Genomic DNA, 25596 nt, shown 5'->3' on the forward strand with positions numbered 1-25596 from the left:
GCAAAACATACAAACATTTCTAAACGCACCGCTTTTAAAGGGCACAATCCGTTACCCGGCTTCACTCAGGGATACTACTTTATCAAATTCATCGGGTTTTACCGGCTGAACTGAAAGCCGTGATGCCTTTACGAGCACCATATCACTTAAACGCTTATCGGCTTTTATCTGGGCCAGCGTCACTGGTTTTTTAAGTTTTTTAACAGGAACAATTTCTACCGCCACCCATTCGTTGTCGGTAGGATCAGGATAATGTTCCTTAGTTATTTTGGCGATTCCAACAACAGCTTTCTCATCACCGGTGTGATAGAAAAAAGCCTGATCACCGACCTTCATGTTTTTAAGATGCGTGCGCGCCTGAAAATTTCTAACGCCGTCCCATCCGGCTTTTTTGTCGCGGGTGAGGTCATCCCACGAGAATGTTTCAGGTTCAGTTTTCATCAACCAATAGTTCATAACTTAACCGTTAAGCTATACAAATTAGCAAATACTCTTTGTAATTTCCTGTGACCGAAAATATAAATGAAGGCACTTGTAGTTTGTGGAGAATCGATCAGCGATGTGATCTTTGCGACCCCAGCAATTCGGGGTTTGCGAGTGGATATCGATGACATCTCCGTGCATGTGCTGGTGCATCCTGAAACTTCATATCTTCTGAGGGAGAACCCTTATATAGCAAAGATCCACCTGTTTGCAGCCACGTTTGTTACATGGAGAAAATTGATGGATGAACGGTTCGATGTCATTATAAATCTGGACGAACAGTGGAGATCAACGGTCCTATTGCGCTTTGTAACGTCGCCCAAACGTCGTCTCACTACAAATCGATGGAAGAAATGGCTAATGGTAAGGTTCAAAATAAACCAGATTTCCAGTAAGCATGCCGTTGAGCATATGATTGACGCGGTGCGTCCACTTGGAGTTAAAGGCGACAACCTTGGCCTGGATTTCTTTATACCCACTCATGATATGGTTTCGCGGCAGGGCTTTCCAGAAGCTTTTCGCCGCGGTTATGTTGTCTTTTGTATAAGCGCGCCATTCTTAACGAGGAAACTTCCGCTCGATAGAATGATCGAGCTCTGCGATAAGATCCGAAGGCCAATCGTGTTGCTCGGCACAAGCGAAGACCACGACAATGCTGAAGTAATCTGGAGTTTCTTTTCAGGTTCTGGACCTCGTCGCCTGCAACAGAATGAATCAATATTTGCCGCGCGCACTCACATTTACAATGCTTGCGGAAAGTATAGTTTCAACCAGATGGCGAGCATTATCAGGCAGTCACTGGCGGTTTTCACTTTTGACAATGATTTTGTTGCCGTAGCATCTGCTTTCAGAAAGCAGGTATTCGGACTGTGGGGAAGTACTACTTCGTTGCTTGGAAATTACCCCTACCGCACCCGTTATACGATAATGGAACGCACTGATCTGGAGTGCAGGCCGTGTTCGTCCCAAGGATTTGATCGGTGTCCAAAAGGACATTTCAAATGCATGCGTGATATCGCGTTCGACTTCTATCTTCCCTAAGAGCGCAGCATGATCCTTACGGTACCTGAAGCGTTCTATTTTGGTTCAAAAGGTTAGTATGCCCGTACCAACTTGCCGTCCATATAGTTGACATAAGACCTGTTGACGACCTTCATGCCACCAGCTGTGGGATATTCACCAGTGAAATACCAATCACCAGAGTGGTTCGGTATGGCCTTGTGAAGATTCTCTACGGTTTGAAATACAACTTCCAAATCAGCATGCATGCCAACCGGACGAACGATTTCAGATATTTTATGAGACAGTTCCTCATCAGTAAACTGATCGTATAACTGTTTCACAAAGTTTTGCTGTGTTTGATGCCCGCGTGCGCGCGTAGCCTGCTCGTAAGCTTCTCCAAGAAGGTAATCCTTTCCATGATCCTTTAGCAAAGCAATCATTGCGCGAAAGGCAACGAAGTCACCCATGCGGCTCATGTCTATACCGTAGCAATCAGGAAAGCGGATCTGCGGAGCAGACGAAACAACTACTATTTTCTTCGGCTGCAGGCGATCGAGCATAATAAGAATGCTCTTTTCAAGAGTGGTGCCCCTCACGATCGAATCATCCAACACCACAAGTGTATCAATTCCTTTTCGGATTACTTCGTACGTCGTATCATAAGCGTGAGCAACCATTTCGTCGCGATGCTCATCATCGACAATGAAAGTTCGCAGTTTCGCGTCTTTCATAACCAGCTTTTCAATCCTTGGCCGGAAAGAAAGAATGTCTTCTAATGAGTCAACGGATGGTTTTTGGTCAATGATGATCTCCTTCTGCTTGTTGATCAGGTAATCTTCGATACCAGCCATCAGGCCGTAGAATGCGGTTTCAGCTGTATTCGGAATAAATGAGAATACTGTATTCTTGATATCGAAGTTTACAGCGCGCAGTACCTGAGGCACGAGGAGACGACCAAGTTGCTTGCGTTCCCTGTAAATGTCAGGATCATTCCCGCGTGAGAAATAGATGCGTTCAAAGCTGCAAGACTTCTTTTCTCCGGCCCTGAGTATCGCATGTTGCCCATACTCGCCGTTCTTGTCGATAACGAGTGCATGACCAGGAGTGATCTCTTCGATCTGATCGTATTCAACGTTGAAAGCAGTCTTGATAGCAGGCTTCTCAGATGCCACCACCACAACTTCATCATTTGCATAAAAGTAGGCGGGGCGAATACCGTTCGGATCGCGAACAACAAATGATGCGCCGGATCCAATAAGACCGGCCATTGTGTATCCACCATCGAAGTCTTTACATGCACGACGTAACAATCGCGGAATGTTCAGCTCGTTTTCAATGATCTCGGATATCTCGCGGTTCGAAAACTTGTCCTTATATTTTTGAAAAAGTCCCTGTACTTCTTCATCAAGAAAGTGGCCGATCTTCTCCATAACGGTCACGGTATCCACTTTTTCTTTGGGGTGCTGGCCCAGATCGACGAGGAGGTCGAACAATTCATCAACATTGGTCATGTTGAAGTTGCCGGCCATTACGAGGTTACGGCTACGCCAGTTGTTCTGACGGAGGAAAGGGTGTACGTTTTCAATGCTGTTGACGCCATGGGTGCCATAGCGAAGGTGACCAAGCCAAAGTTCGCCGGAGAAAGCCACGTTCTCCTTTAGCCAGTGCTCGTCTCTGAATTTGTCTTTGCCCTCTTTCTGAGCCTTGCGATATTTCTTCCCGATCTTTCTAAAGAGATCTGCAACGGGTTGCGTCTTTACAGAGCGATATCGGCTGATATACCGATGTCCCGAATCGACGTCAATTTTGATGTTGGCAATCCCTGCGCCATCCTGGCCCCTGTTGTGCTGCTTCTCCATGAGGATGTACATCTTGTTAGCAGCGTACATGGGACCATATTTTTCGATGTAATACGAAAGAGGCTTTCGCAAGCGGATCAGGGCAATACCGCATTCATGAAGGATCTGGTCGCTCATGGATTTATGTGTTTATCATTCGGGCTCACCAATTCAGCACGCAATAGAATGAATTATAACGCAAAGTTAATTTTATTAATCCATCCCATCAACATGCCGGGCTTGAAGAAAAGACCGAGTACGACTAGAACTATAACCAGGCCAAAAAGATTTTCAAACGACAGGAATTTTGTTTCAAGATTTCTGGACCCGGGGCGAATGAATGCGAAATAGGGGATTCGGATGTAGTAAAAAAGTGAAACTACAGTGTTTAACAGACCGAAAACTAACAGCCAGAGGAGTAATGGCTTCTCTGACGCGTTGTATGCCTCCCACAATGCAGAAAAAATGAAGAGTTTGGAGGTGAAACCGCCCGTTGGAGGCAGTCCTGTGAGAGCTATGAGTCCTACGAGCAGAAATAACGATTGCACCAATGACGACCTTCCTGATCCCGAAAACGATTCCAGCGTATCAATACCTTTGGATTCATAAAACTGCAGATATACAAACACGAGAAAGTTTGCCGCCAGGTAAACAGATGCGTAGAATAAAGCGATCCGAATTCCATCAAAGTCAACAGCCACGACACCGACGAGTAGAAATCCAGCCTGGGCAATAGACGAATAGGCCATCAGTCGCTTTGGATTCTGTTGCCACAAAGCCGCAAAATTACCCACAGTGATGCTGAGGATCGCTATCAACGCCAATACATTCTGCCAGTCAGGCAGTCCGTTGACGCCCGGAAGTGCTTCTGAGAAGCGAATGAGTACCGCCAGTCCGGCAAGTTTAGGCACCACAGAAAAGTAGGCTACTATTGGCAGAGGCGCCGCTTCGTAAACATCGGGCGCCCATGGATGCATGGGAGCCGCCGCGATCTTGTATAGAAAGCCTGTTAGTGCCATGATAGCGGATGTATACATCAGCATACCGTTCGATCCTGCCAGTACAGAGGCGAAATCAGCATTGCCAAAAGATAAGGTTCCACTTAGCCCGTAAAGTAAACTGAAACCATAGAGCATAATCGCAGATGCAACAGATCCAAACACAAAGTATTTGAAACTACCCTCGGCCCCGCGGCGGTCAAACGTATATCCCGTGAGGACATAAGATCCAAGCGATATGAGCTCAAGAGAAATGAAGGCAGAGATGAAGTTGATGCTCATCGACAGGAAATGAGCACCCAGCAGGGTCCCTATAAGCACGATGTAATATTCTGAGAGGCGATCAGTAATCTTCTTGTTCGTCCACGACATCCAGATCGTAAGCAACGTTGCGATATCCAGCAATATCTTGATATAGGTACCATATGAATCGCCAGTCAGCATTCCGTCAAAGAGCGGACGTTGGATTGGCTCTTCAATCCGTTGACAACAAGTTAATAGAGAAGCGAGAACGAAAGCGGAACTAAGGATTGTAAGCAGGAGCTTGCCCGAAGTCATCAGTCCTGTAACAAGCACTACTACGATAGCAAGCACAAGGATGACTTCCGGCGTGACATGCGTAACGCTTGTATTGATGGATCTGATGTTCTCAGCAAGCTGCTCCACGATCAGTGAGTTGAGTGAATTGAAGTGCCAGCGTTTAAGATGAACGTAGTAAAATCTTTAGCAAACGGTTCAATCACATTGACCAAGGGTTGTGGAATAATTCCGAAAAACAAGGCAGCTGTTGCCAGAGGCAACAGCACAAGGTATTCATGGCTCCGCAGATCTGTAAGGTCATCGGCCTGGATCTCACCCTTGACAAAGAAAGGACCAAAGAACATCCGCTGCAGTGTCCACAGGAAGTATACTGCCGATACCACCAGCCCCACCGTTGAAATGATGGCCAGACTTTCATGCAGCGGCCCGCCGGCACTATTTGATTTGAAAGCGCCCAGGAACACAAGTATTTCGCCAATGAATCCTGCAAAACCGGGCAATCCCATCGAAGCGAAGAAAGCGATAAGTACAAAAGTGGAATATACAGGCATCTTTTTATAGAGCCCTGAGTAGTGATCAATCGTCCGGTCGTGTGTGCGGTCGTAGACAACACCTGCAAGAAGGAACAACATTGCAGAAAGGATGCCGTGACTGAACATCTGATAAACACTGCCCGACACACCCTCTGGAGTCAACGATGCCATTCCGATCAGCACAAATCCCATGTGGGAGACTGATGAATAGGCAATCATTCTCTTGAGGTCCTTGCTGGACATTGCATTGAGACCACCGTAGATGATAGAAACAACACCGACCCATCCAACAAACGATCCAAAATAAGCCGCGGCATCAGGAAATAACGGAAATGCTATACGCAGGAGTCCGTAGCCGCCGATCTTTAGTAGCAAAGCTGCCAGAAGGACCGATACCGGTGTTGACGCTTCTACGTGTGCGTCAGGAAGCCACGTGTGCACAGGAACCATGGGCAGTTTGATACCGAATCCCAGGAACAATAAAAGGAAACACCACTGACGCGCGTCAAAGATTCCAATCAATCTGGCATTACCTGGCTCTAACACAGACCCTGGAAGGTAGTTTGACCAATCGCGCATGTTCACGAGGTTGAAACTGTGCACAATTTGCTGCGACCCCATTGGCTCCTGCACAGAAATGTACAAGGCAATCATGGCAACGAGGATGAAAATAGAACCTACGAGCGTGTAGAGAAAGAATTTAATGGAAGCGTATTCACGGCGAGGCCCTCCCCACAGAGCAATCAGGAAGAACATTGGCAGCAGCATGAACTCAAAGAACAGATAGAACAGCAGGAAATCGAGAGCTGTAAAGCTGCCGATTATCGCTGCATTGAGCAGTAGCAAAAGGAGGAAATATCCTTTTGTCTGACGCTTCACGTTCCACGACGAAATAGTGGCAATCAACAGGATCGCGACTGATAGTGCAACGAGCGGAAGACTCAATCCATCAACACCAAGGAAGTACGCGGCCCTTAAAGTCCCCCAGGTGCCGAGATCGATAGTAATCCAGGATTGGTATTCAACGAACTGTATGCCATCACCCGATTTAAAGAGGCTTAACACTGAAGCGATAACAGCTATCTGAATCAGGTTAGCCACGAGACTGAGATAGCGAAACAAGCCAGAATTAACAGCCGGTATCAACAGCCCGATAGATGCGGCAAGGAGAGGCGTGAAAATGAGTAACGATAGCTGGATCTCCTGCATTTAACGTAGATTATTTATTGCCTTGACCGTACTATCTAAAGAAGTGTCCAAATTATAAAAATAATGATTGCAAAAAGGGCCCAGAAAATATAAAGCTGAACGCCTTCACGCTGAAACCGCCGAACGGAATACCCAACCATTCTCGCCGACCAGGCGACACCATCTACGAGCCCGTCAATTGCAAAGCGGTCAAACCATCCGACCACATGGGCGAGTATGGTATAGGTGTATGCTGCTGTATGCAGCGTACCATCGATCCACTTTCTATCAAGCCTTCTCGTCATATTGCCGAGGAAGTTTATTGGAAGTTCCACTGAAAGATGAATTACCTTATCAAAGTAAAATGCCTCGTACAACAGCCGAGACCTGATGCTGGCGTTCCTGCTGAAGTAGGCAAGAGCGAGGGCAAGGGCAATCCAAAAAATAGATGCAAAACTGAGCCAGGGAAAGGGATGGTGGGACGCCCCGGCAGCAGGTGGAATAAAGTCAGAAATATTTCGGAACACCCAACCGTTAAAATCAAAAGGGTTAAAGGAAACGGCAAACCAAAGACTTGCAATAGATAATATCAGCAACGGAAAGCGCATTACAGGTGGCGCTTCCGCAATTTCCAGGTTTTGAGTCAGCACTTCTTCGTCCATGAAAATCTTCCATATCATCCGAAAGGTGTAAATAGGAGTAAGGAATGAGACAACGAAGGCGCTACCCGCCAACAGCCATCGCCACGACTGTCCATGGCTCGCCCAATGGAGCGCGGCTTCCAATATGGCTTCCTTTGAAAGAAATCCGGCAAAGAATGGTAAGCCTGCAAGCGCCGAGCCGCAGACCAGGAATGCCACGAAGGTAAAGGGAAGGCGTTTTCTGAGTCCTCCCAGATTGCGAATATCCTGTACATCAAATGAGTCACGTGAATGATGTTGCGCCTGATGCAGTGTATGAATAATACAACCCGCCGCGAGGAATAATCCAGCCTTGAAAAAGGCGTGGGTAATAAGATGTAGCATGGATGCGAATGGAGCTTCCATTCCAACGGCCATCACCATCAAACCTAACTGCGACATAGTCGAATAGGCGAGGATGCGCTTCATGTCATGCTGCCCGATTGCCGCACAGGCACCGATCAATGCTGTGCTGGCACCAATGATTGCAATTGTGATAAGAACAGGTGGCGCGAATATCCAGAACACGCGATCGAGCAAGTACACACCTGCCGCGACCATGGTTGCTGCATGGATCAAAGCTGAGACCGGAGTAGGTCCCTCCATTGCTTTAGGCAACCATCCAAACAAAGGAAATTGTGCAGACTTTCCAAGAACTCCGCAGAGTACACCAATACCGGCTACGATCTGCCATCCGCCACCGTTGGCAATATCAATATCAGCGAAGTTGAATGTTCCATAGCCACTCCAAATAGCCATCAAACCAACCACGAACCCGGCATCTCCAAGCCTGTTAAAGAGGAAGGCCCTCTTTGCGGCATCTGCAGCTTCGGGTTTTTCATACCAGTGGCCGATGAGCATGTATGACGAGAAACCAACCAATTCCCAAAACATAAACAGTAGAAGGAAATTTCCGGAAACGACGATCCCCAGCATGGCAAATGTGAACAGGCCAAGCATACTAAAGTATCTTCTTTGTGCTGCGTCGTCAGCCATGTATCCGATGGAATACACATGCACCAGAAACGAAACGACGCTCACAACGGACATCATGAGCGTCGAGATATTATTCAAAAGCAGGTTTATGTCAAACTCCCGCCCGGCAACAGAGAACCAGGTCAGGTTGAAGATCAAGGGGTCGCTACCCAGTTGATGGTAACAAGTGTACACAGCAAAGGCGGCACTGACCAGCAGAAACAGGGGAGAAATGAATGCAACTACCCAGCCGTATTTTTCACTTACGATCAGGCAAACGATCGCTGAAATCAGCGGCAGCAATAGCGCAGGCAATACGCCGGAAATCAGCGTGTCGGCAGAGAGTATTTGTGCGCTGATCGTCATTCTTTCAATTCGTTTATCTGGTCCGGCACAGACGACTGATAGTATCTGTAGACCTGAATTACAATAGCCAATCCAACAGCTGCCTCACAAACCGCAATCACAATCACGAATAGTCCGAATATCTGACCATCAGGCACATCATTGTGAATTCGGTTAAAAGCAACAAGGTTTAATACCGATGAGTTGAGAAGTAACTCAATACCCATTAGTACGAAGATCATGTTGCGTTTGATTATGACAATCGATAACCCGGCCGAAAAGAGCAAAGCGCCAAGAAAGAGCAGATCGTAATCGGGCGTCATGGTTTCGGGCGTTTGGTGGAGGACGACGCGACGACGGCAGCGCCAATCAAGGCTATTAACAGGACGATGCCGATCAATTCAAATGGCAATACATAACGAGTCATTAGCAATCTGCCAAATACAGGTAGTGCAAAAGCCTCGGAGCCATAAGCATTGTTCCAATTAATCTGTCCGGCAATAAGATATACAAGTATAGAAAGCAGGGTAAGTCCCAGCAACCCACCGGAAAGGCGATTGCTATGATCTACCAATAGAGGCTTGCCGTTAAGATTTGAGGTGAGCATGATGGCAAAGATGATCAGCACGAGAACTCCACCAGCGTAAACAAGTATCTGTGTCACAGCCAGGAACTCGGCAAACGAAAGAACGTATAGTCCGGCAAGTGACAAAAGTATGATCATCAAATACAGGGCACCATAGAATACGCTTCGGGCAAACACCAGCGCTACCGTTGCAACGGCTGCAGTCGTAATAAAAAAGTAATGCAGTATAGTGGCTGCGTTCATGACGACGTCGACGGTGGAGAGGGTGGCTTGATTCTGGGTTTGAATACTGGTTTGGCCGGCCGGGGTGCTTCGCCTGCTTTTGGTGTATCAGAAACAGGACCTTCTGTGGAACCCGAAACAGCAGGTCCCCCTTTAACATCATCTGCTTCTTTTGCTGCAGGCGCTTCTTTCACAGCAGGCACTTCCTTCTGCGTGGGTGCAGCCTTTGCCTTTTGATATTCTTCCAATATCCGCTTCTTCTCAGAGATCTCTGCCTCGCTCATCTCGCCGAAAGCAAAGTTGTGTTCATGAATATCAGTTACACTGAAGTCGTACACCTTTGTCATGGTGAGACATTCTGTGGGGCACACGGTTGTACAAAGGCCGCAAAAGCAGCACTTGCCCATATCAATGTCAAACTTCGCTGCATAAATGCGCTTTGATGTGCCATCAGAGGTCTTGCCTATCTCTTCAATGGCTCGAACCGGCTCGATCTCGATACAATCGACCGGGCATATTTTCGCGCACTTATCGCAGACAATGCAGTCGTCAATTTCATTGTGAAGCCTGTACCTCCCGTTGTCAGGGACAGGTTGCATTTCATATGGGTACTGAATAGTGGCTATACCCGATCGCTTGTCGAAATAATTCGCGCTGTTGATAGCGACAATGGGCTGGGTACGCCTTGCCTTAAAAAGGTGCTTTATCGTAATCCGGAGGCCGGCAACTAACGACCTGATAACCAGAGAAATATTGGAGAAATACGTATTGGTGGATCGTATCATCTACTGCAAAGATAGACATTCGGACTGATCCCGAGTCAACCTCTTTGCAACATTACCACATCGGACGTAAAATCAGGCCCTTGGTAAGGTAAAAAAGAACGTGCTGCCCACTCCTTCTTCGCTTTCAACCCAGATGCGGCCGCCATTCTTTTCCACGAACTCCTTGCAAAGGATCAGTCCGAGGCCGGTACCTTTTTCATTAGCCGTTCCTCGCGTGGTGTAAGGGGATGTCTTGTCGAACAGCATCTTCAGTACGTCGTTATTCATCCCTACTCCGTTGTCTTTAACAGATACCAGCCATTCCGAATCCTTTTCACGTGAGGCAATGCGCACAGTACCGCCATCGTTAGTAAACTTGATTGCGTTTGTGATCAGGTTACGGATTACAAGATTAATGGTATTTGAATCCGCAAAGCCAATGGCATTCCGGGGCACTTCATTGATCAAACGAATGTCTTTGCTCTGAACAGAAGTAAGCAGCTGGATGTTTTCCTCTACAATATTATAGATGTCAATTTTCGCAGCCTGTACGCTGAGTTTGTCCATCTGGAGCAACGTCCAGTCAAGCAGGTTGTTCAGCAGTGTGCGGGTATGATTGAAACGAGCCTTAAGTTCCTTGATATGTTTAGGAAGTTCTGAGGCCGATACCGCTCCCTTGTCAAGGAGATCGAGCAGGCCTGACAATGCGTTAATTGGTGAGCGCAGATCGTGAGATATGATCGAGAAAAACTTGTCCTTAACCTGGTTGAGGCGTTCAAGCTCTTCGCTTCGTTTCTCCATCTCTTCCTGGTGCTGGAGCAAGAGCGTATTAATCTGCCTGCGCCTTCTTCCGCTTCGGTAAACACTGATCAGCAGAATAACACTGAGTGCCATCACCACGGCCAGAATATTGCGCACAAATTCCTGCTTTCTCAACTCGCTGCTCTGATGTGCATCTTTCTGGCTGAGCATAGCGATCTGTGAGTCGCGCGACTCTGTTTCAAAGCGAAGCTGACTCCGCAGAAGCTTGCCTTGCAACTCCTGACTGAAAAGCGAATCCTCAAGCTGCTTGTATTGCTTATAATACATCAACGACTTTTGATAGTCAGCCTTCATCTCCCACAGTTGTGAAAGTTGATTATAGCATTTGATCTCCAGGATACGTGCGTTCAATTCTTTCGCAACGGTGAGGCTGGTCTCCAAATTGGCCAGCGCCTGATCATAACGATTTTGACTGGTGAAGATAACGGCGCGTCCAAGATCCACTTCAGCCATTCCGTGGCGATCAGTAGTTTGCTCATTCAGGCGATATGCCGTATCGTAAAATGCGAGGGCGCGATCATGAGCCCCCTTTCTGAATGATACGGTTGCCAGCTTCCCGTATATCCGGGGTTGTACAACCTTATAATCGCCCTTGCGTGCAACTTTCAAAGCATAGGAGAGCGACTTTTCAGCTGAGTCGTACTGTTGACGTCGTAATTGAACATCGCCCAATTCATCGTACGTGTAGGCGAGGCCTTCTTCGTCTCTCAAATGATCGCTAAGACGTTTTGAGGCGAGCAGGTGTTGTACTGCAGTTTCGTATTGCCCCATTTCTTTAAACACGCGTCCAAGGTTATGATCAGCAACGAGCATACGGAACGTATCTTGTGATGCAGCGGCGATCCGGTGCGACAATGAGAAGTAAAAAAAGGCATCGTCGTATTCTCCCAGATCGTAATAGTCGTTTCCGATATTGTTATAATCCCGTGAGATGTTGGTACTGTCTTTTAATAAAATATCGTTCTCCAGCGTAAGATTGTCGTAACGCAGTGCAGCACTGTAGTCGCCACTCATAGTAAGAAGCACGGCCTTGTTCTGATAGGCTGCAACCTTTATGGGTAGATCATTGATTTTGGATGCAATTGAGAGCGCCTCATCGGCATAGACCCGTGCCTGGCGAAAGTCAACGTATTGATGATGTGATGATAAGGCAATCAACGTGCGCACCCTAATCGAGTCGGGCGGATTACTGTCCAGCACCCTTCTGAGGCTGTCGGCCTTATTCTGAGCCACCGCTTGAGTAATAAAAAAAAGACTGCCTAGCAGTACAAGAAAAAAGTTTTTCACAGGATCAACCAAAAATTAGTTTCCAAGTTCCGATAGCAATAATTAACAACAATGATATCGGCGTTAGGTACTTCCAAGATAAAGACATAAGCTGGTCAACACGTAAGCGGGGAAAGGTCCAGCGAACCCACATTTGGAGGCAAATAAAGAACAACGATTTACTTAACAGCCAAAATGTTCCCCACACAAATGAAGCAACGCTGCCAGGTGCACCGTTCGTCCAGTCGCCCAGCTTTAATGCTCCTATATTGGGAAGAGGCGAAGACCAGCTACCAAAAAATAGTATTGCTCCGAGTATACTCACCAGCAACATCATTCCGTATTCTGCCAGCATGATGATGGCCCACCTGAATCCACTGTACTCGGTTTGAAAACCAGCAACGATTTCAGATTCGGCCTCCGGTAAATCGAATGGAGCGCGATTACTTTCGGCCAGCGATGAAATGAAAAATATCACCCAAACAACAGCGAGCAGCGGCATGCGGAAGATGTTCCACAAGAAGAATCCTCCGATATTGTTTGTTTGAATTCCTGTTGCAGGGATGCCAAACAAGAATTCCTGTTCCGTGCTGAGCGTACTTTGCTGATAAGATATTTGTTGCAGGTCGAGCGTTTGACTTAGCATACAAACACATACTACGCATAGCCCAAGAGGTACCTCGTATGAGATAAGTTGCGCTGCAGAGCGCATCGTTCCCATCATACTGTATTTGTTATTCGAACTCCATCCGGCCATTACAATACCGATCACATCGAGCGACACGATAGCCAGCAGGAAAAATAGTCCTGTAGAAATTGGAGCTCCGTTCCATCCGGCACTGAGCGGTATAACAGCAAAACCGGCAAAGACTGTCGTGAATATTACGATTGGAGCTATTCGAAACAGCGTGCGATCGGCTTTATCTGTTACGATATCTTCCTTTTGAATAAGCTTTAACAGATCCGCAATAGATTGGGCCAAACCATAGTAGCCCACTTCCATCGGTCCCATCCGGTCCTGAATGAAAGCAGCAATCTTTCGTTCAGCATATGTTGCCAAAACCGTGTAAATCAGCAGAAAGGGCAATATGAATATGACCGTGGTCAATGTGTGGGGTCTGGGTTAAATCGATCCACTAAGGTCATAATATTTAGCATGGCGATTTTTCGATTCTTGAGTAGAAACATACATGCATTAGCTGTTCCAAAGGGCGTGTCTTTCCAGTTGCACTTCGTCGTGAAAAAACATGCGTGCGGCTGCTGCGAACGACTCAGTGTAATCTGAAACGAGGAACAGTCGCTCCGGTCGACGAACGTCATTAAGCAAATTTTCACGTGTGAGGTATTCACGAAGTGCGCGCGCAACAATTGCCGAGGAATCTAATACGGACATCTCGCCATGATAATAAGTGTCAATCTCACTTATAATAAGCGGATAATGCGTGCAGGCCAGGATGAGAGCCTCAATGCCGGAAAGCTTTGCATCCGATAAATACTGAGCAATAATTTCCTGGCTTATCTGATTGTTGAAAAAGCCTTCTTCAATCATTGGAGCCAATAGTGGCGTGGCCAATGAATGCAGCCGAATGTTCTTGTTCCCCTCCTCAATCTTACGGGCATATACTCCCGATTGCACTGTCCTCTTTGTTCCAATAAGCCCAATGTCTTGCCCCGCGAAATGCTCCAGTACATAGTCTACCATCGGATCGATTACGTTGATAATATGCGTGTCTTTGCGCACGTACTCACGCAGCAATTCATAGGCAGCCGAAGAGGCAGAGTTGCATGCAATAACAATCACCTTACAACCCTTCTTGAGAAGTATGTCGGCGATCCGGATTGAATAAGCTTGAATGGCTGCTTCTGACTTGTCACCATAGGGAAGGTGGGCGGTGTCGCCGAAGTAAATCATGTTCTCGTTAGGCAGTAATTCACGAATGGCATGGGCAACTGTAAGGCCACCAATACCGCTGTCGAATACACCAATCGGCTGAGAAGCGCGTGAATTCATATTTGAAGCGTGCGAATATACACTATGGATGAACACGTTCGACAGGCATGTCCGTGTACCACGAGAAAGTTGGCGCCATCTGTTGCTGAACCTTTAAAATGCGTATTATTGCCCCTTATTAACAAAGTCAAAGCATGGCAAATAATCTCTTAAAAGGAAAACGGGGAATTATCTTCGGCGCGCTGGATGAAAATTCAATTGCCTGGAAAACGGCGCTCAAAGTAAAAGAGGAAGGCGGGTCATTTACACTTACTAATGCACCGATAGCCATGCGCCTTGGCAAAATTAATGAGCTGGCCAAAGCATGTAACGCAGAAGTCATTCCTGCTGATGCGACTTCTGAAGAGGACCTGAAGAATCTGGTCGCGAAATCCGAAGAGGTGCTGGGAGGTAAACTGGACTTCGTACTCCATTCTATTGGAATGAGCCCGAACATTCGCAAGGGCAAGTCGTACGGCGACATGAATTATGAGTGGTACCTCAAGACTCTCGATATATCGGCACTCTCTTTTCATAAAATCATGCAGACGCTTGAGAAGCTGGATGCCATGAACGAATACGGTTCGATTATCGGACTTAGCTACATCGCTGCGCAACGCTCATATCCTGATTATACAGACATGGCACAGGCAAAAGCAATGCTTGAGTCTATTGCCCGCAGCTATGGAGCTCGTTTTGCCAAGCTGAAAAAAGTACGCGTAAATACTATTTCTCAATCACCCACCAAGACAACAGCTGGCTCCGGCATTTCAGGCTTTGATGTTTTCTTCGATTTTGCAGAGATGATGTCTCCACTAGGAAATGCCTCGGCAGAAGATTGCGCTAACTACATTGTGGCTATGTTCTCTGACTTCACGCGTATGGTCACCATGCAGAACCTCATGCACGACGGTGGCTTCTCTTCTACAGGTATCACACAAGATTTGATCGACCGCCTGACTAAATAGGGACTGCGTCCGCTATTCGAATCTATGGTCGCGTTTCCACCATGCAAGATCAATCTCGGTCTTCGCATCACAGCGAAGCGCGCTGACGGTTACCACAATCTCGAGACCTGCTTTTATCCTGTACCGTGGACGGATGTACTGGAGGTGGTTCATGCCTCCTCTCTTTCCTTCGCGTATAGCGGGCACGTTATCCCTGGTGATTCATCATCCAACCTCATCGAAAAGGCCTACCGGCTGCTTCAACGTGACTTCAACATCGGAGCGGTAAGCGCTCATCTGCACAAGGTGATTCCTATGGGAGCAGGTCTTGGCGGCGGATCATCCGACGGCGCCTGGATGCTACGTCTGCTTGACAAACTGTTTGAACTTCACCTTGACAGAGATAAGCTGATTGAATACGCAGCGATGCTTGGCAGCGATTGTCCTTTCTTTATAGGTGACGGGCCAATGATAGGAAAGGGCCGTGGCGAAATTCTTACCATCACTAAATTGAATCTTGCCGGCACTTACGCCGTATTACTAAAGCCGGAAATTCACATTAGTACTGCAATGGCATTCGCTGGAATAACTCCTCGTATTCCACCTCTTACGATTGACCAGGTAGTATCTGAAAATTCCTCGTCGTGGAAATCTGTAATGCGCAATGATTTTGAAGACTCTATATTTCCTGCATTTCCCGTACTTCCTGAATTGAAGGAGATGCTTTACGCTGCGGGCGCGTATTATGCCAGTCTTTCCGGAACAGGATCCACGGTTTATGGATTATTTCGGGAAGAAGTTGACGTTCAGGTCGGCTCACCAGTTATAAAATGGAGCGGCTGGCTCTAACGAACACATGTCAAATGATGGTCAGGATTAAGCACCACACCAAATGATCAGTCTGCTATTTTAGGCTGGGTTTCAAAGCGTCGCTTAAATACCGGATAAAGCAACACTGCGGAGAGAATGATGATCGTGCCTAAATAAAAGTTGGCGCCCATCTTTTCTTTATCACCAAAGATCATCACCGCCATAATAATCCCATAGACCGGTTCAAGGTTTAACGACAGCTGAATAAGGAAGACACTGAGCTTCTTCATCAATTCCACTGCGGTTGAGTAGGCATAGACTGAACATACGATGGCAAGGAACGCGATATAAAACCAATCGTAGGTAGTAGGCACCAGATGAAGTGCGTGATCAGGAGCCCACATCACTTTGTAAACAGGCATGAATGCTGCCAGACCAATGAATATCCCGATCATTTCGTAGAACGTAATCGTGAACGCTGGAATGTCCCGAACCAGACGTGAATTGAAAATCGAAAACACAGCTGACGTAAGGCCAGCGATCACGGCAAGAAACAGTCCCAGCTTATATTGAAAGTCGAAGGAGAATATGATGTACAACCCGAACAAAACAACAAGTCCCAGCATCAGTTCAAACTTCTTCACCCCTGTCCTGTTGAACCACGGAACGAGTATGGCAGTCCACAGGGAATTAGTAGCAAAGCCAACAAGGCTCACGGACACATTTGAAACGCGCGCCGCTCCGAAAAAGGCAACCCAGTGTAACGCGACAACAAAGCCGATAAGAATGAGCTGTATCAATTGCTTACCGGAAACACGGAATGTACCACGAGTCAGCAAGATCACGATACCCATTCCGAGAGCAGCGAGGATAGCGCGATAGAACACCATCTCAACAGTTGGAATGCTCACTAGTTTCCCAATGATGGCCGTGAAGCCCCAAAGAAAAACAATGAAGTGTAATTTAAAGTAGTCTGACCGTGTTGCCATTTAGCGCGGAACGTATTTATACATCACCAGGGATATGCCCCCGAAAACGAGGTTCGGTATCCACACCGAAATCTCGGGAGGTAACGATCCATTTTCAGCGAAAGTTCTGAACAACGTAAAGAATAGTATGAAAATAAAGGACAGGACGAATCCCATGGCAATCTGAGGTCCCGTTCCTCCTCTGCTTTTTCTCGAGGCTACAATCACTCCCATGAAAACGAGTATATAAATCGTAAATGGCGAGGTGTAACGTGTGAATTTCTCAACTTCATATGCTTCGATGCCAGTGGTGCCACGGGCGCGCAGTGTATTGATGTAGTTATCCAGTTCGCTCATCGTAAGACTCTCGTACTTGCGATAGTCGCTTTCAAATTCTTTAGGGCGTATGACCAATGCGGTATCGAGTGATTCGCCTTTCTGCACGCTATCTACTTTTATAGGTATGGAACTCCCGGCAGCACTGTCGGGCCTGTTAGCCACGTCAGCAAACACGGCTTCTATCTTCCTTCGCTCCCAGTTTCTCAATGTCCATTTCACTTTTACGGAATCCCACTCAACACGTTCCGCGGTAAGTTTTTCAATCATACGTGTGCCATCAAACTTTTCCAGGGTGAAGCGATAGCCAGTTCGATTACTATTGTTATAGCTCTGCATGTAAAGGTATACATCGTGGGCTACCTGGATATGGATGTTCCGTTGATCGTAATAGAACTTTGTTTTTAAGTACTGAACTTCAAACTCCAGACGTTCCTTGTTGGAGTTCGGGATGACCCATCCGTTGAGATAGAAATTCAATCCGCCAACGAGTGATGCTCCCAAAAAGAATGGAAAGAGGATTCTTCTGAAACTCACACCACTGCTGAGTATGGCGATGATCTCCGTGTGAGATGCCATCCTGGAACAGACGTAAACGGTCGCGATAAATATCGTGATAGGTGCCAGCAGACTTCCGATCCACGGGATGAAATCAAGATAGTACGAAAGGATCTGCAGCTTGGTCAGACCAAACCGGGCATACTTGTCCATCTTTTCCGTGAGATCGATAACCGTGATCACGGCAAGCAGGATCAGCACGACGAAGAAGAACGTCGTTAGAAACCGTTTGATAATGTATTTGTCAAGCAGCTTCATCTTAAAGTCTTCTGCTTACTTTCTCTACCATTCGGTTCTTCCATGCGGCAAACGTTCCTTCCAGTATTTGCTTTCGCGCCTCGCGAACGAGCCACAGATAGAAGGTTAGATTGTGCAGCGTTGCAATTTGCGCGCCTAAAATTTCTTTGTTAATGATCAGGTGGCGGAGATACGCTTTGGAATGACTGCCGCTGGCGTAGCCCCCCAACTGTGCATCAATAGGGGAAAGGTCATCTTTCCACTTCTCGTTCCTGATGTTAATAATGCCCTCAGTAGTGAACAACATACCATTGCGGGCATTGCGCGTTGGCATCACACAATCAAACATATCTATGCCAAGTGCGATACACTCCAGAATGTTTTCAGGCGTGCCCACACCCATCAGATAACGCGGTTTCGACGAGGGGAGAATGCTGCAAACCAGGTTTGTCATTGCATACATGTCTTCGTGAGGCTCTCCCACAGAGAGTCCCCCGATGGCGTTTCCAAATTGCTCCTGACGGGCAATAAATTCTGCCGATTGTTCACGAAGATCCTTATAAACACTGCCCTGCACAATTGGAAATAGTACCTGCTCGTATCCGTATTTATAATCAACTTTCGATAACTGTTCAATGCATCTTGTAAGCCATCGATGGGTCATGCCCATGGATTTCTGCGCATACCCATATTCGCATGGATAGGGTGTGCACTCATCGAAAGCCATGATGATGTCGGCGCCTATCGTGCGTTGAATGTCCATAACGTTTTCGGGCGTAAACACGTGTTTCGACCCGTCAATGTGGGACTTAAACATGACGCCTTCCTCAGTAATTTTTCGGTTAGCGCCAAGGGAGTAAACCTGATACCCACCACTATCTGTAAGCATCGCTCTCGACCATCCGTTGAATTTATGTAGACCACCGGCCTTTTCAATCAGTTCAAGACCCGGACGAAGGTAGAGGTGATAGGTGTTGCCAAGGATAATTTCCGCGTTGATGTCGCTTTCGAGCTCCCTTTGATGAACTGCTTTTACGGAACCGGCGGTCCCCACGGGCATAAAGATCGGCGTATGGATTACGCCATGTGCGGTTGTCAAAGTTCCGGCCCTGGCGCCCGAACCGCGATCAGTGTGGGTGTGCTCGAAAGTCATAAAAGGCGCAAAAATACAAAATTGGGGAATGCATAATGATTGCGATTCTAAGGAGTTGTTTTCCCGCTTGCTTGGCTAATCAGGGGGGCTGGTACACGGAGTGTACATACTGAATAAAACGCTTACACTCAAACTCCGTTTTATTTTTCCAAACGTTTCAGATGGCGAATAGCACTACTGTTATGGACGACCTTCTCCCCACCAGGGAGGCACCAGAGAGGCACCAGCCATCCGTCTTTTCAACACCTTCTTCGCTCTTGTTCCCCTCTCCTTCCGCACGCTTTCCGCATATCGACCGCACTACGACCGCACCCCCTTCGCTCTCTGACCGGGCTTTCCCAATCCCCGATCACGTTTTTGTCCACCCTCCCCACATTTCTCCAATTGCCGACCAGCCTGTCATCGGTCTTTCTCGGACTCTTACCACACTTTTCCCAGAGTCCCATCCGTCTTTCCCACACTCCGCCCAGACTGTTCCCACACTTTCCCAGAGTCTGTTTGAACCGTCCCGAAAAGACTTGACAGGTTTTGGGAATGCGAATGGAGGTCATATTCACCGCCACATTCCGAATGCCCGAATAACGAAAGTGTATACGGAAATTGGCTAATGGATTCCGGAGCCCAGATATGAATCTACGTTTTGCTGCGAGATGATCTCTAACGGGAAGAGTTCGGTGCCTGGCGTTGACTTCTTGAACATAAGGTGATTCACCAGATGGCTAACGCCCAGCAATGCCTGTCGCTTAGGATTTTGGTTGATCAGGAAATCGATTATACCCGCCTTGAGATATTTCAGGTTGTCGACAAGCATGTCGTATCCAATCATTCGGATGTCGCTCTTGCCATGCTTTTCCAGGCAGGAGGCCGCAACGGCTGTACCCCGCGATGTACTCACGAACACGCCTCTCAGGGAGTCCATATCCATAAGTCCTTCGATCTCGGCCTCAAACGTTGGCTTTTGAGGATTCATACTGAATTCTACAATCTTGAATTTGTCGCCGGTCTTTTCGGCGAAGTAGTCCTTGAAGCCCTGTTCCTTTTCCAGCAAGTGAACAGAATCCTGCACATCCTCATCGATGTGTAACACTGCGAACGTTCCACTTTCAGCCTGTCCGAAGTTCATAAGTTGTGCACCCAGGCGACCGCTTTGATAGAGGTCCTGGCCTATGAAGGCAAGAGGTTTGGCTTCATGGATGTTGGTATTAAAGAGCACATAGGGGATCTGCCGCTGCTGGAACAGTTCAAAGGCAGGGAGAGATTCATGATAGAAAATAGGGGCAATGACTATTCCGTCGGGCTGATCTTCCGCCACCTCACGCGACAGTCGGAGAAATGAGTCCTTATTGTAGAGGTCAAAAGGCCTGGTGTCGACGGTGACACCATACTGTGCCCATTCAGTTTCGGCCTGGATTATTCCCATGTTCGACTGTGCCCAATATGGGTCGAGGGTGGGATCGGGGATGAGAGCTGATATCCGATAGTTCTTATTAGAACCCAGTGTTCTGGCAATGAGATTCGGCTTGTAGTCGATCTGGTTCATCACGTCGGTCACCTTTTTCAGAGCATAATCGGAGACCTTACCACGATTATGTAATACACGGTCGACGGTGCCAACTGACACGCCAGCAAGCTTGGCGATGTCCTTTATGCGAATATTCTTACCAACCTCCATTGCATGATGTTTTCGCACACAAATTATGTGTGTGCGTGCACATTTGAAAGAAATTCGTCGGATAATTTTACCTGTGAGCGCCGGAATGGCACCAGTCAGTGCCGTCGTCGGGGAGAGACACGTCGACATATGAAGTTACTACTCACCAGCGACATTGCAAACGATCGGCTCGTCGCGTAACAGGAGCAACACAGAAAGTAGTGCTTAACCTCTGTTCACAATTGCGCTTTACTTAAGTTAGTTTTGGTGATGATGATGTCTTCATGCTCATCGAAAAAAACAGCAAACAATCTATTCTCTCGTGACCCAATCGTCAAAGAATGATCATCTTTGATGATGTGGACTCGATAAGAGTTGGGCTGAACAATTTTCTTCCCATCATGAATCGGCTTTTTGAATGAACATTATAGCGTTGTTTCAAAAGTATTCTACTTTTATGGTCGCCACGGTATTTTTTTGAGCTCACTTCATGCCGACTCTATTGGATTTTTTGCTTGTTCTGTTTTTCGTAACGATTGGTATTCAAATCGTTTATCAGTTAATATTCATCATTGGACTTTCCCGGAAGGACAATACTACCGAGCCGCAGCTTCTTCCGATCTCCGTGATCGTTTGCGCTCATGATGAAGAACAAAATCTCAAGGTTTTGATTCCGGCCCTGCTCGAACAGGATCATTCCCTGTTTGAGGTAATCATTGTCAACGACCGTTCGAACGATGCCACATTCGATATGCTTTTGGCAGAAGCGGCGCGCGATCATAGACTACGCATGGTTCATGTGAATCGTACCCCGCCACATGTTGATCCAAAGAAGTATGCTCTAACGCTTGGGATAAAGGCCGCACGCTACGAATGGCTTTTGCTGACTGATGCAGACTGCGTACCTACAAGTAAGTCGTGGATCAGCACTATGAGCGCAGCGTTCAATGACCAAACCAACTTTGTTTTGGGATACTCACCCTATCAAAAGTTGCCGGGAATGTTGAACAAACTGATCAGGTTCGAGGCATTGCTTACAGCTATTCAGTATTTGTCGTTCGCGTTGTTGAAGATGCCATACATGGGCGTCGGCAGAAATCTCGCTTATCGTCGGTCGAAATTCCTGGAAGGCAAGGGTTTCAATAACATCCTGAAGATTACTGGCGGCGATGATGATTTGTATGTCAATCAGAACGCAACCAGCAAAGATACAGCTGTTTGTCTTGCGGCTGGCGCTCAGATGACATCAGTACCAAAGCTCACCTGGGGAGAATATAACCGTCAAAAGCTTCGGCATCTCTCGGTAGGAAAACGCTATAAGGCAAAACACAAGATCATCCTGGGCACATTTCATGTGACCTGGATACTGAGCTGGATCGTTGGAATACTTTTGCTGGCGCTTCAACACAGGTGGGAATGGGTGGCAGGTCTGCTGGTGTTACGGTTAATAGGATGGATGTTCACCTACTCACAGGCATGTCAGCGCTTATCAGGTAAGTTCGAAATGTGGCTCGTGCCCCTTTTAGATTTTATTTATGCCTTTTACTATCTTGTCGCGGGCCTGCGGGCGCTAGCAACAAAAAGAATACAATGGAAGAATTAGAAAGTCGCTTTTCTTCTAAGGCGCTGGAGGATTTCAAGCTCATTGATTTGGCGGTAGGAGGAGATGACAAGGCCTATGCCCGTCTGTTGCAACGGTATAAAAGGCCTGTTTATCACATGATACTCAAGATGGTACGGAACGTCGATGACGCCGAAGACCTGACCATCGAATCGTTTGCAAAATCTTTCCGCAGCCTCCATCGGTTTAAAAAGGACTTTACCTTCAGCACGTGGCTGTTTCGGATTGCCACGAATAACACCATTGATTTCATCCGTAAAAAGAAGCTTAACACCCTAAGCATAGAAAACACATTTACGGACGATGATGGACAGTCCGTTTCTATCGATGTAGAGGATGAAAACCTCGATCCTCAGGAAGAAACTATCCGGATGCAAAAGGCAGAACTCATTCAGGTATTTGTCGACAAGCTTCCCCCCAAATATCAAAAACTGGTTCGGCTGAGATACTTTCACGAACTCTCTTATGAAGAGATAGCCGTTGAACTTGACGCACCTCTTGGTACGGTAAAGGCACAGTTGCATCGTGCCCGTGAGCTGATGTTCGAGATGGTCAAAAATAAGCGCGATCATATTTAAGTCATAGGGTTACACTGATCGGCGAACAGCCGACAGGCTCACTAATTATTGTGTCAAATCATCTCCGGCAACCTTAAGCCAGACGGACAAATCACCATTCGATTGGACAGCGCTGAAATAATCTTTCAATACTTTCCCCACCTAACGCCGGCACAAAAGGCACAGCTCGAAAAACTTCGTAGCCTTTACGAGCTATGGAATGACAGGATCAATGTGATTTCCCGTAAGGACGTTGGCAATCTTTACGTTAACCATGTTTTGCATTCATTAGCTATTGCCCGCATCGTTGAGTTCAAACCCGGTGCGCATATCATGGACGTTGGAACTGGAGGAGGCTTTCCAGGCATTCCACTAGCCATTCTGTATCCGGATGTCAAATTTCACTTGGTGGATTCCATTGGAAAGAAGATCACGGTGGTTAAAGAGGTTTCCACTGGATTGGGATTATCCAATGTGAACGCTCAGCAGATCCGGGCTGAAGAGCTTAGGTCACAATACGACTTCATTGTGAGCCGGGCTGTTACCCGGTTAAAGGAGTTTCATGGGTGGGTAAAAGGGAAAGTGAAGAGTGACTCTGTCCACTCAATTCAAAACGGAATCTTATACCTCAAAGGAGGTGACCTTGAAGAGGAGCTGGCAGAACTTAAGCGCCCGATGCAGATCTTTAACATTCCCGATTTTTTCAATGAGCCCTTTTTTGAGACCAAGAAGGTGGTTTACGTCCCGATGTAGGGTGTGACTCGCGATTTCTTGCGAACGTTAAATGTTTCGCAAACCACAATTACTAAGGGTTTTCCGAAAACGATGCAACGCGACGCGTTCCTTGAATATTTATAGCGTTTTTCGTAACTATGCAAGACGTAGCCCAGAACGTCCCCTTTGAAAAAGATTGCCGCCATACTGTTCGCGTCCCTCGTGTTGCTAAACTCGTTGGGTTTTTACGGTATTTTGGTAGGTATTCAATATCATTCTGGTCGCGCGCTGGAAAGCAGGCTTGACAGAGATCAATATGATCCAGCTGAAACTGTTACACTGAAGTTCCCCATGGCGTTGCCTTATCATGGCGACCAAAAATATCAGCGCGTTGATGGTAAAGTTGAGCACAAAGGGGAATACTATCGCCTGGTAAAACAAAAGCTCGAAAAGGACACCTTATATATTGTGTGTATCAAAGATCGCGACAGCAAGCTGATCGCCGAAGCCCTTTCCGATTATGTCAAGACTTATACTGACAAGCCCGGAGATGCAAAACAAACTTTAAAAGCATTCAATTTTATTAAAGACTATCTGCCAACTACAACAGACCTCATCTGTCACACAAGTGGTTGGAATCACGATATTCAGTTTATGTCTTCTGCCGTGATCTACAACAGCGTGCCGGCAACGCATAAAAGTCCGCCTCCCCGGGACTAATCTCGTCTTTTCTTACTTAGCTCTTTTATTGATTAAAAGGGCAACAATTCCAGCTTGAGCTGGAGTGAACGCGCCATACGTGTACGTTTCATTCCTGCATGAGCTATCGATTCCTTAACTATTTATTTAACTAAGAATGATGAGACTTTTACTTTCTATTGATAAATCCCTGCGAGCGGGTTTGATGTGCATGGTGGGGCTGTTGACTTTGATCAGTTTCAACTCTTCAGCACAGACTACGACCGACGGACTAATGATGGGCAAGAATTTGTTTTGCACGGGATTCATGTATACAAACGACAAATGGACCGATTACTGGGAGGGTGAATTGAAGCGTGAGAACGGCAACATCGGCAGTATCACAACACAGAGTCTCGCCTATTACGGCGTATATGGGATAACGGGAAAGCTGAATGTTATTGCCATGCTCCCATACGTGAAAACGGAAGCCAGTCAGGGGACACTGCATAGCATGGAAGGCGTGCAGGATCTTACGCTTGCCGTGAAGTACAATTTTCTTCGTCTCGAGTCTGAGAAACTTACATTTCGCGCATTTGGTGTGCTTTCTTTCTCTACACCACTCACCGACTATACGCCAGATTTTCTTCCTCTCGCTCTGGGAGCTCATACCACTAATCTTACGCCACGAATAAACGCCATGGTCAAGATGAATCAGGGTTGGTTTGTTAACGGCTCGGCAGGTTATACGTTCCGTAGCAACACGGAGCTTGATCGCCCTTCGTATTACGATGGCAGTAACTTCTACAATAGTAGTGAAGTGGACATGCCTAACGTGTTCGATTTGTTTGTCAGCGCCGGTTATCAAAAGGAAAGCCTGCAGGTTGAGTTGAATTATATTCAGCAGAATACGCTGGGGGGAGCCGACATTCGCAGGCAGGACATGCCATTTGTTTCAAACAAAATGAATGCACAACGTGTTGGCCTACTGGCTATGTACTACCTGCCAAAGCCTAAGAATTTGGCCGTTCGGGGATCGGTACACTACACAGTAAATGGCCGCAACGTGGGCCAGGCAACTACTTATCTGGCCGGTATCCTTTACACTTTCAAATTTGGTAAATCTGAATAAGA

At 47.0% G+C, this 25596-nt stretch carries 23 protein-coding genes; 8 read left to right on the top strand and 15 right to left on the bottom strand.

Annotated features, from left to right (window positions below):
- Positions 1 to 51: 51 nt before the first annotated feature.
- Complete coding sequence (locus WBG78_RS24400; RefSeq protein WP_337329130.1) at positions 52 to 456, bottom strand: EVE domain-containing protein; 405 nt, start codon at positions 454 to 456, stop codon at positions 52 to 54.
- Between the two features lie 66 nt (positions 457 to 522).
- Between WBG78_RS24400 and WBG78_RS24405 the strand changes: the two genes are divergently transcribed.
- Positions 523 to 1524, top strand: coding sequence for a glycosyltransferase family 9 protein (locus tag WBG78_RS24405; protein WP_337329131.1), 1002 nt, complete (start codon positions 523 to 525; stop codon positions 1522 to 1524).
- 53 nt (positions 1525 to 1577) lie between these two features.
- On the opposite strand, the gene WBG78_RS24410 is transcribed toward WBG78_RS24405, so the two are convergent.
- From WBG78_RS24410 to murI, 10 genes are all read right to left on the bottom strand, one after another.
- Positions 1578 to 3461, bottom strand: a complete 1884-nt coding sequence (locus WBG78_RS24410; protein ID WP_337329132.1) for an amidophosphoribosyltransferase — start codon at positions 3459 to 3461, stop codon at positions 1578 to 1580.
- Positions 3462 to 3514: 53 nt separating this feature from the next.
- Entirely contained in the window at positions 3515 to 4987 is a 1473-nt protein-coding gene (locus tag WBG78_RS24415; RefSeq protein WP_337329133.1) for an NADH-quinone oxidoreductase subunit N, read from the bottom strand.
- Between the two features lie 2 nt (positions 4988 to 4989).
- Positions 4990 to 6603 (bottom strand): complex I subunit 4 family protein, encoded by a 1614-nt coding sequence (locus tag WBG78_RS24420; protein ID WP_337329134.1) that lies wholly within the window; start codon positions 6601 to 6603, stop codon positions 4990 to 4992.
- A 35-nt stretch (positions 6604 to 6638) separates the two neighbouring features.
- A complete protein-coding gene (locus WBG78_RS24425; protein WP_337329135.1) occupies positions 6639 to 8603 on the bottom strand; it encodes an NADH-quinone oxidoreductase subunit 5 family protein in 1965 nt (654 codons plus the stop codon).
- The gene (gene nuoK, locus WBG78_RS24430) at positions 8600 to 8905 is read right to left on the bottom strand and encodes an NADH-quinone oxidoreductase subunit NuoK (protein WP_337329136.1); all 306 of its coding nucleotides are present in this window, start codon (positions 8903 to 8905) and stop codon (positions 8600 to 8602) included. The genes WBG78_RS24425 and nuoK overlap by 4 nt, the downstream gene beginning before the upstream one ends.
- Entirely contained in the window at positions 8902 to 9411 is a 510-nt protein-coding gene (locus WBG78_RS24435) for an NADH-quinone oxidoreductase subunit J family protein (RefSeq protein WP_337329137.1), read from the bottom strand. Before WBG78_RS24435 ends, nuoK begins: the two co-directional genes overlap by 4 nt.
- Positions 9408 to 10175, bottom strand: a complete 768-nt coding sequence (locus WBG78_RS24440; protein WP_337329138.1) for a NuoI/complex I 23 kDa subunit family protein — start codon at positions 10173 to 10175, stop codon at positions 9408 to 9410. The genes WBG78_RS24435 and WBG78_RS24440 overlap by 4 nt, the downstream gene beginning before the upstream one ends.
- A gap of 72 nt (positions 10176 to 10247) precedes the next feature.
- Positions 10248 to 12209 (bottom strand): ATP-binding protein, encoded by a 1962-nt coding sequence (locus WBG78_RS24445; protein WP_337329139.1) that lies wholly within the window; start codon positions 12207 to 12209, stop codon positions 10248 to 10250.
- 58 nt (positions 12210 to 12267) lie between these two features.
- Entirely contained in the window at positions 12268 to 13350 is a 1083-nt protein-coding gene (locus WBG78_RS24450; RefSeq protein ID WP_337329140.1) for a complex I subunit 1/NuoH family protein, read from the bottom strand.
- 87 nt (positions 13351 to 13437) lie between these two features.
- The gene (murI, locus tag WBG78_RS24455) at positions 13438 to 14253 is read right to left on the bottom strand and encodes a glutamate racemase (protein ID WP_337329141.1); all 816 of its coding nucleotides are present in this window, start codon (positions 14251 to 14253) and stop codon (positions 13438 to 13440) included.
- Positions 14254 to 14387: 134 nt separating this feature from the next.
- Here murI and WBG78_RS24460 point away from each other — a divergent pair, with 134 nt between their 5' ends.
- Both WBG78_RS24460 and ispE read left to right on the top strand, forming a co-directional pair.
- Positions 14388 to 15200, top strand: a complete 813-nt coding sequence (locus WBG78_RS24460) for an enoyl-ACP reductase FabI (protein ID WP_337329142.1) — start codon at positions 14388 to 14390, stop codon at positions 15198 to 15200.
- Positions 15201 to 15224: 24 nt separating this feature from the next.
- On the top strand, positions 15225 to 16028 hold the full coding sequence (gene ispE, locus WBG78_RS24465) for a 4-(cytidine 5'-diphospho)-2-C-methyl-D-erythritol kinase (protein WP_337329143.1): 804 nt from the start codon (positions 15225 to 15227) through the stop codon (positions 16026 to 16028).
- Positions 16029 to 16075: 47 nt separating this feature from the next.
- Here the strand turns inward: ispE and WBG78_RS24470 are convergent, their stop codons facing one another.
- The 4 genes from WBG78_RS24470 to WBG78_RS24485 all read right to left on the bottom strand — a co-directional run bounded on the left by WBG78_RS24470 (position 16076) and on the right by WBG78_RS24485 (position 20913).
- Complete coding sequence (locus WBG78_RS24470) at positions 16076 to 16978, bottom strand: DMT family transporter (protein ID WP_337329144.1); 903 nt, start codon at positions 16976 to 16978, stop codon at positions 16076 to 16078.
- On the bottom strand, positions 16979 to 18109 hold the full coding sequence (locus tag WBG78_RS24475) for an LptF/LptG family permease (protein WP_337329145.1): 1131 nt from the start codon (positions 18107 to 18109) through the stop codon (positions 16979 to 16981). It abuts the gene before it with no gap.
- 1 nt (position 18110) lies between these two features.
- Positions 18111 to 19241 carry a tRNA guanosine(34) transglycosylase Tgt gene (gene tgt, locus WBG78_RS24480; protein ID WP_337329146.1) on the bottom strand — a complete coding sequence of 377 codons (1131 nt, stop codon included), beginning with the start codon at positions 19239 to 19241 and terminating at the stop codon, positions 18111 to 18113.
- A 604-nt stretch (positions 19242 to 19845) separates the two neighbouring features.
- Complete coding sequence (locus WBG78_RS24485) at positions 19846 to 20913, bottom strand: substrate-binding domain-containing protein (RefSeq protein ID WP_337329147.1); 1068 nt, start codon at positions 20911 to 20913, stop codon at positions 19846 to 19848.
- A gap of 469 nt (positions 20914 to 21382) precedes the next feature.
- On the opposite strand from WBG78_RS24485, the gene WBG78_RS24490 reads away from it, so the two are divergent.
- From WBG78_RS24490 to WBG78_RS24510, 5 genes are all read left to right on the top strand, one after another.
- The gene (locus tag WBG78_RS24490) at positions 21383 to 22495 is read left to right on the top strand and encodes a glycosyltransferase (RefSeq protein ID WP_337329148.1); all 1113 of its coding nucleotides are present in this window, start codon (positions 21383 to 21385) and stop codon (positions 22493 to 22495) included.
- Positions 22483 to 23091, top strand: coding sequence for an RNA polymerase sigma factor (locus WBG78_RS24495; protein ID WP_337329149.1), 609 nt, complete (start codon positions 22483 to 22485; stop codon positions 23089 to 23091). The genes WBG78_RS24490 and WBG78_RS24495 overlap by 13 nt, the downstream gene beginning before the upstream one ends.
- A 102-nt stretch (positions 23092 to 23193) precedes the next feature.
- Positions 23194 to 23823 carry a 16S rRNA (guanine(527)-N(7))-methyltransferase RsmG gene (rsmG, locus tag WBG78_RS24500; protein ID WP_337329150.1) on the top strand — a complete coding sequence of 210 codons (630 nt, stop codon included), beginning with the start codon at positions 23194 to 23196 and terminating at the stop codon, positions 23821 to 23823.
- A gap of 147 nt (positions 23824 to 23970) precedes the next feature.
- Positions 23971 to 24504, top strand: coding sequence for a hypothetical protein (locus WBG78_RS24505; RefSeq protein ID WP_337329151.1), 534 nt, complete (start codon positions 23971 to 23973; stop codon positions 24502 to 24504).
- 136 nt (positions 24505 to 24640) lie between these two features.
- Complete coding sequence (locus WBG78_RS24510; protein ID WP_337329152.1) at positions 24641 to 25594, top strand: transporter; 954 nt, start codon at positions 24641 to 24643, stop codon at positions 25592 to 25594.
- The last annotated feature ends 2 nt before the right edge of the window (positions 25595 to 25596 follow it).

The organism is Chryseolinea sp. T2, from assembly GCF_037203685.1.
Classification (GTDB): Bacteria; Bacteroidota; Bacteroidia; order Cytophagales; family Cyclobacteriaceae; genus Chryseolinea.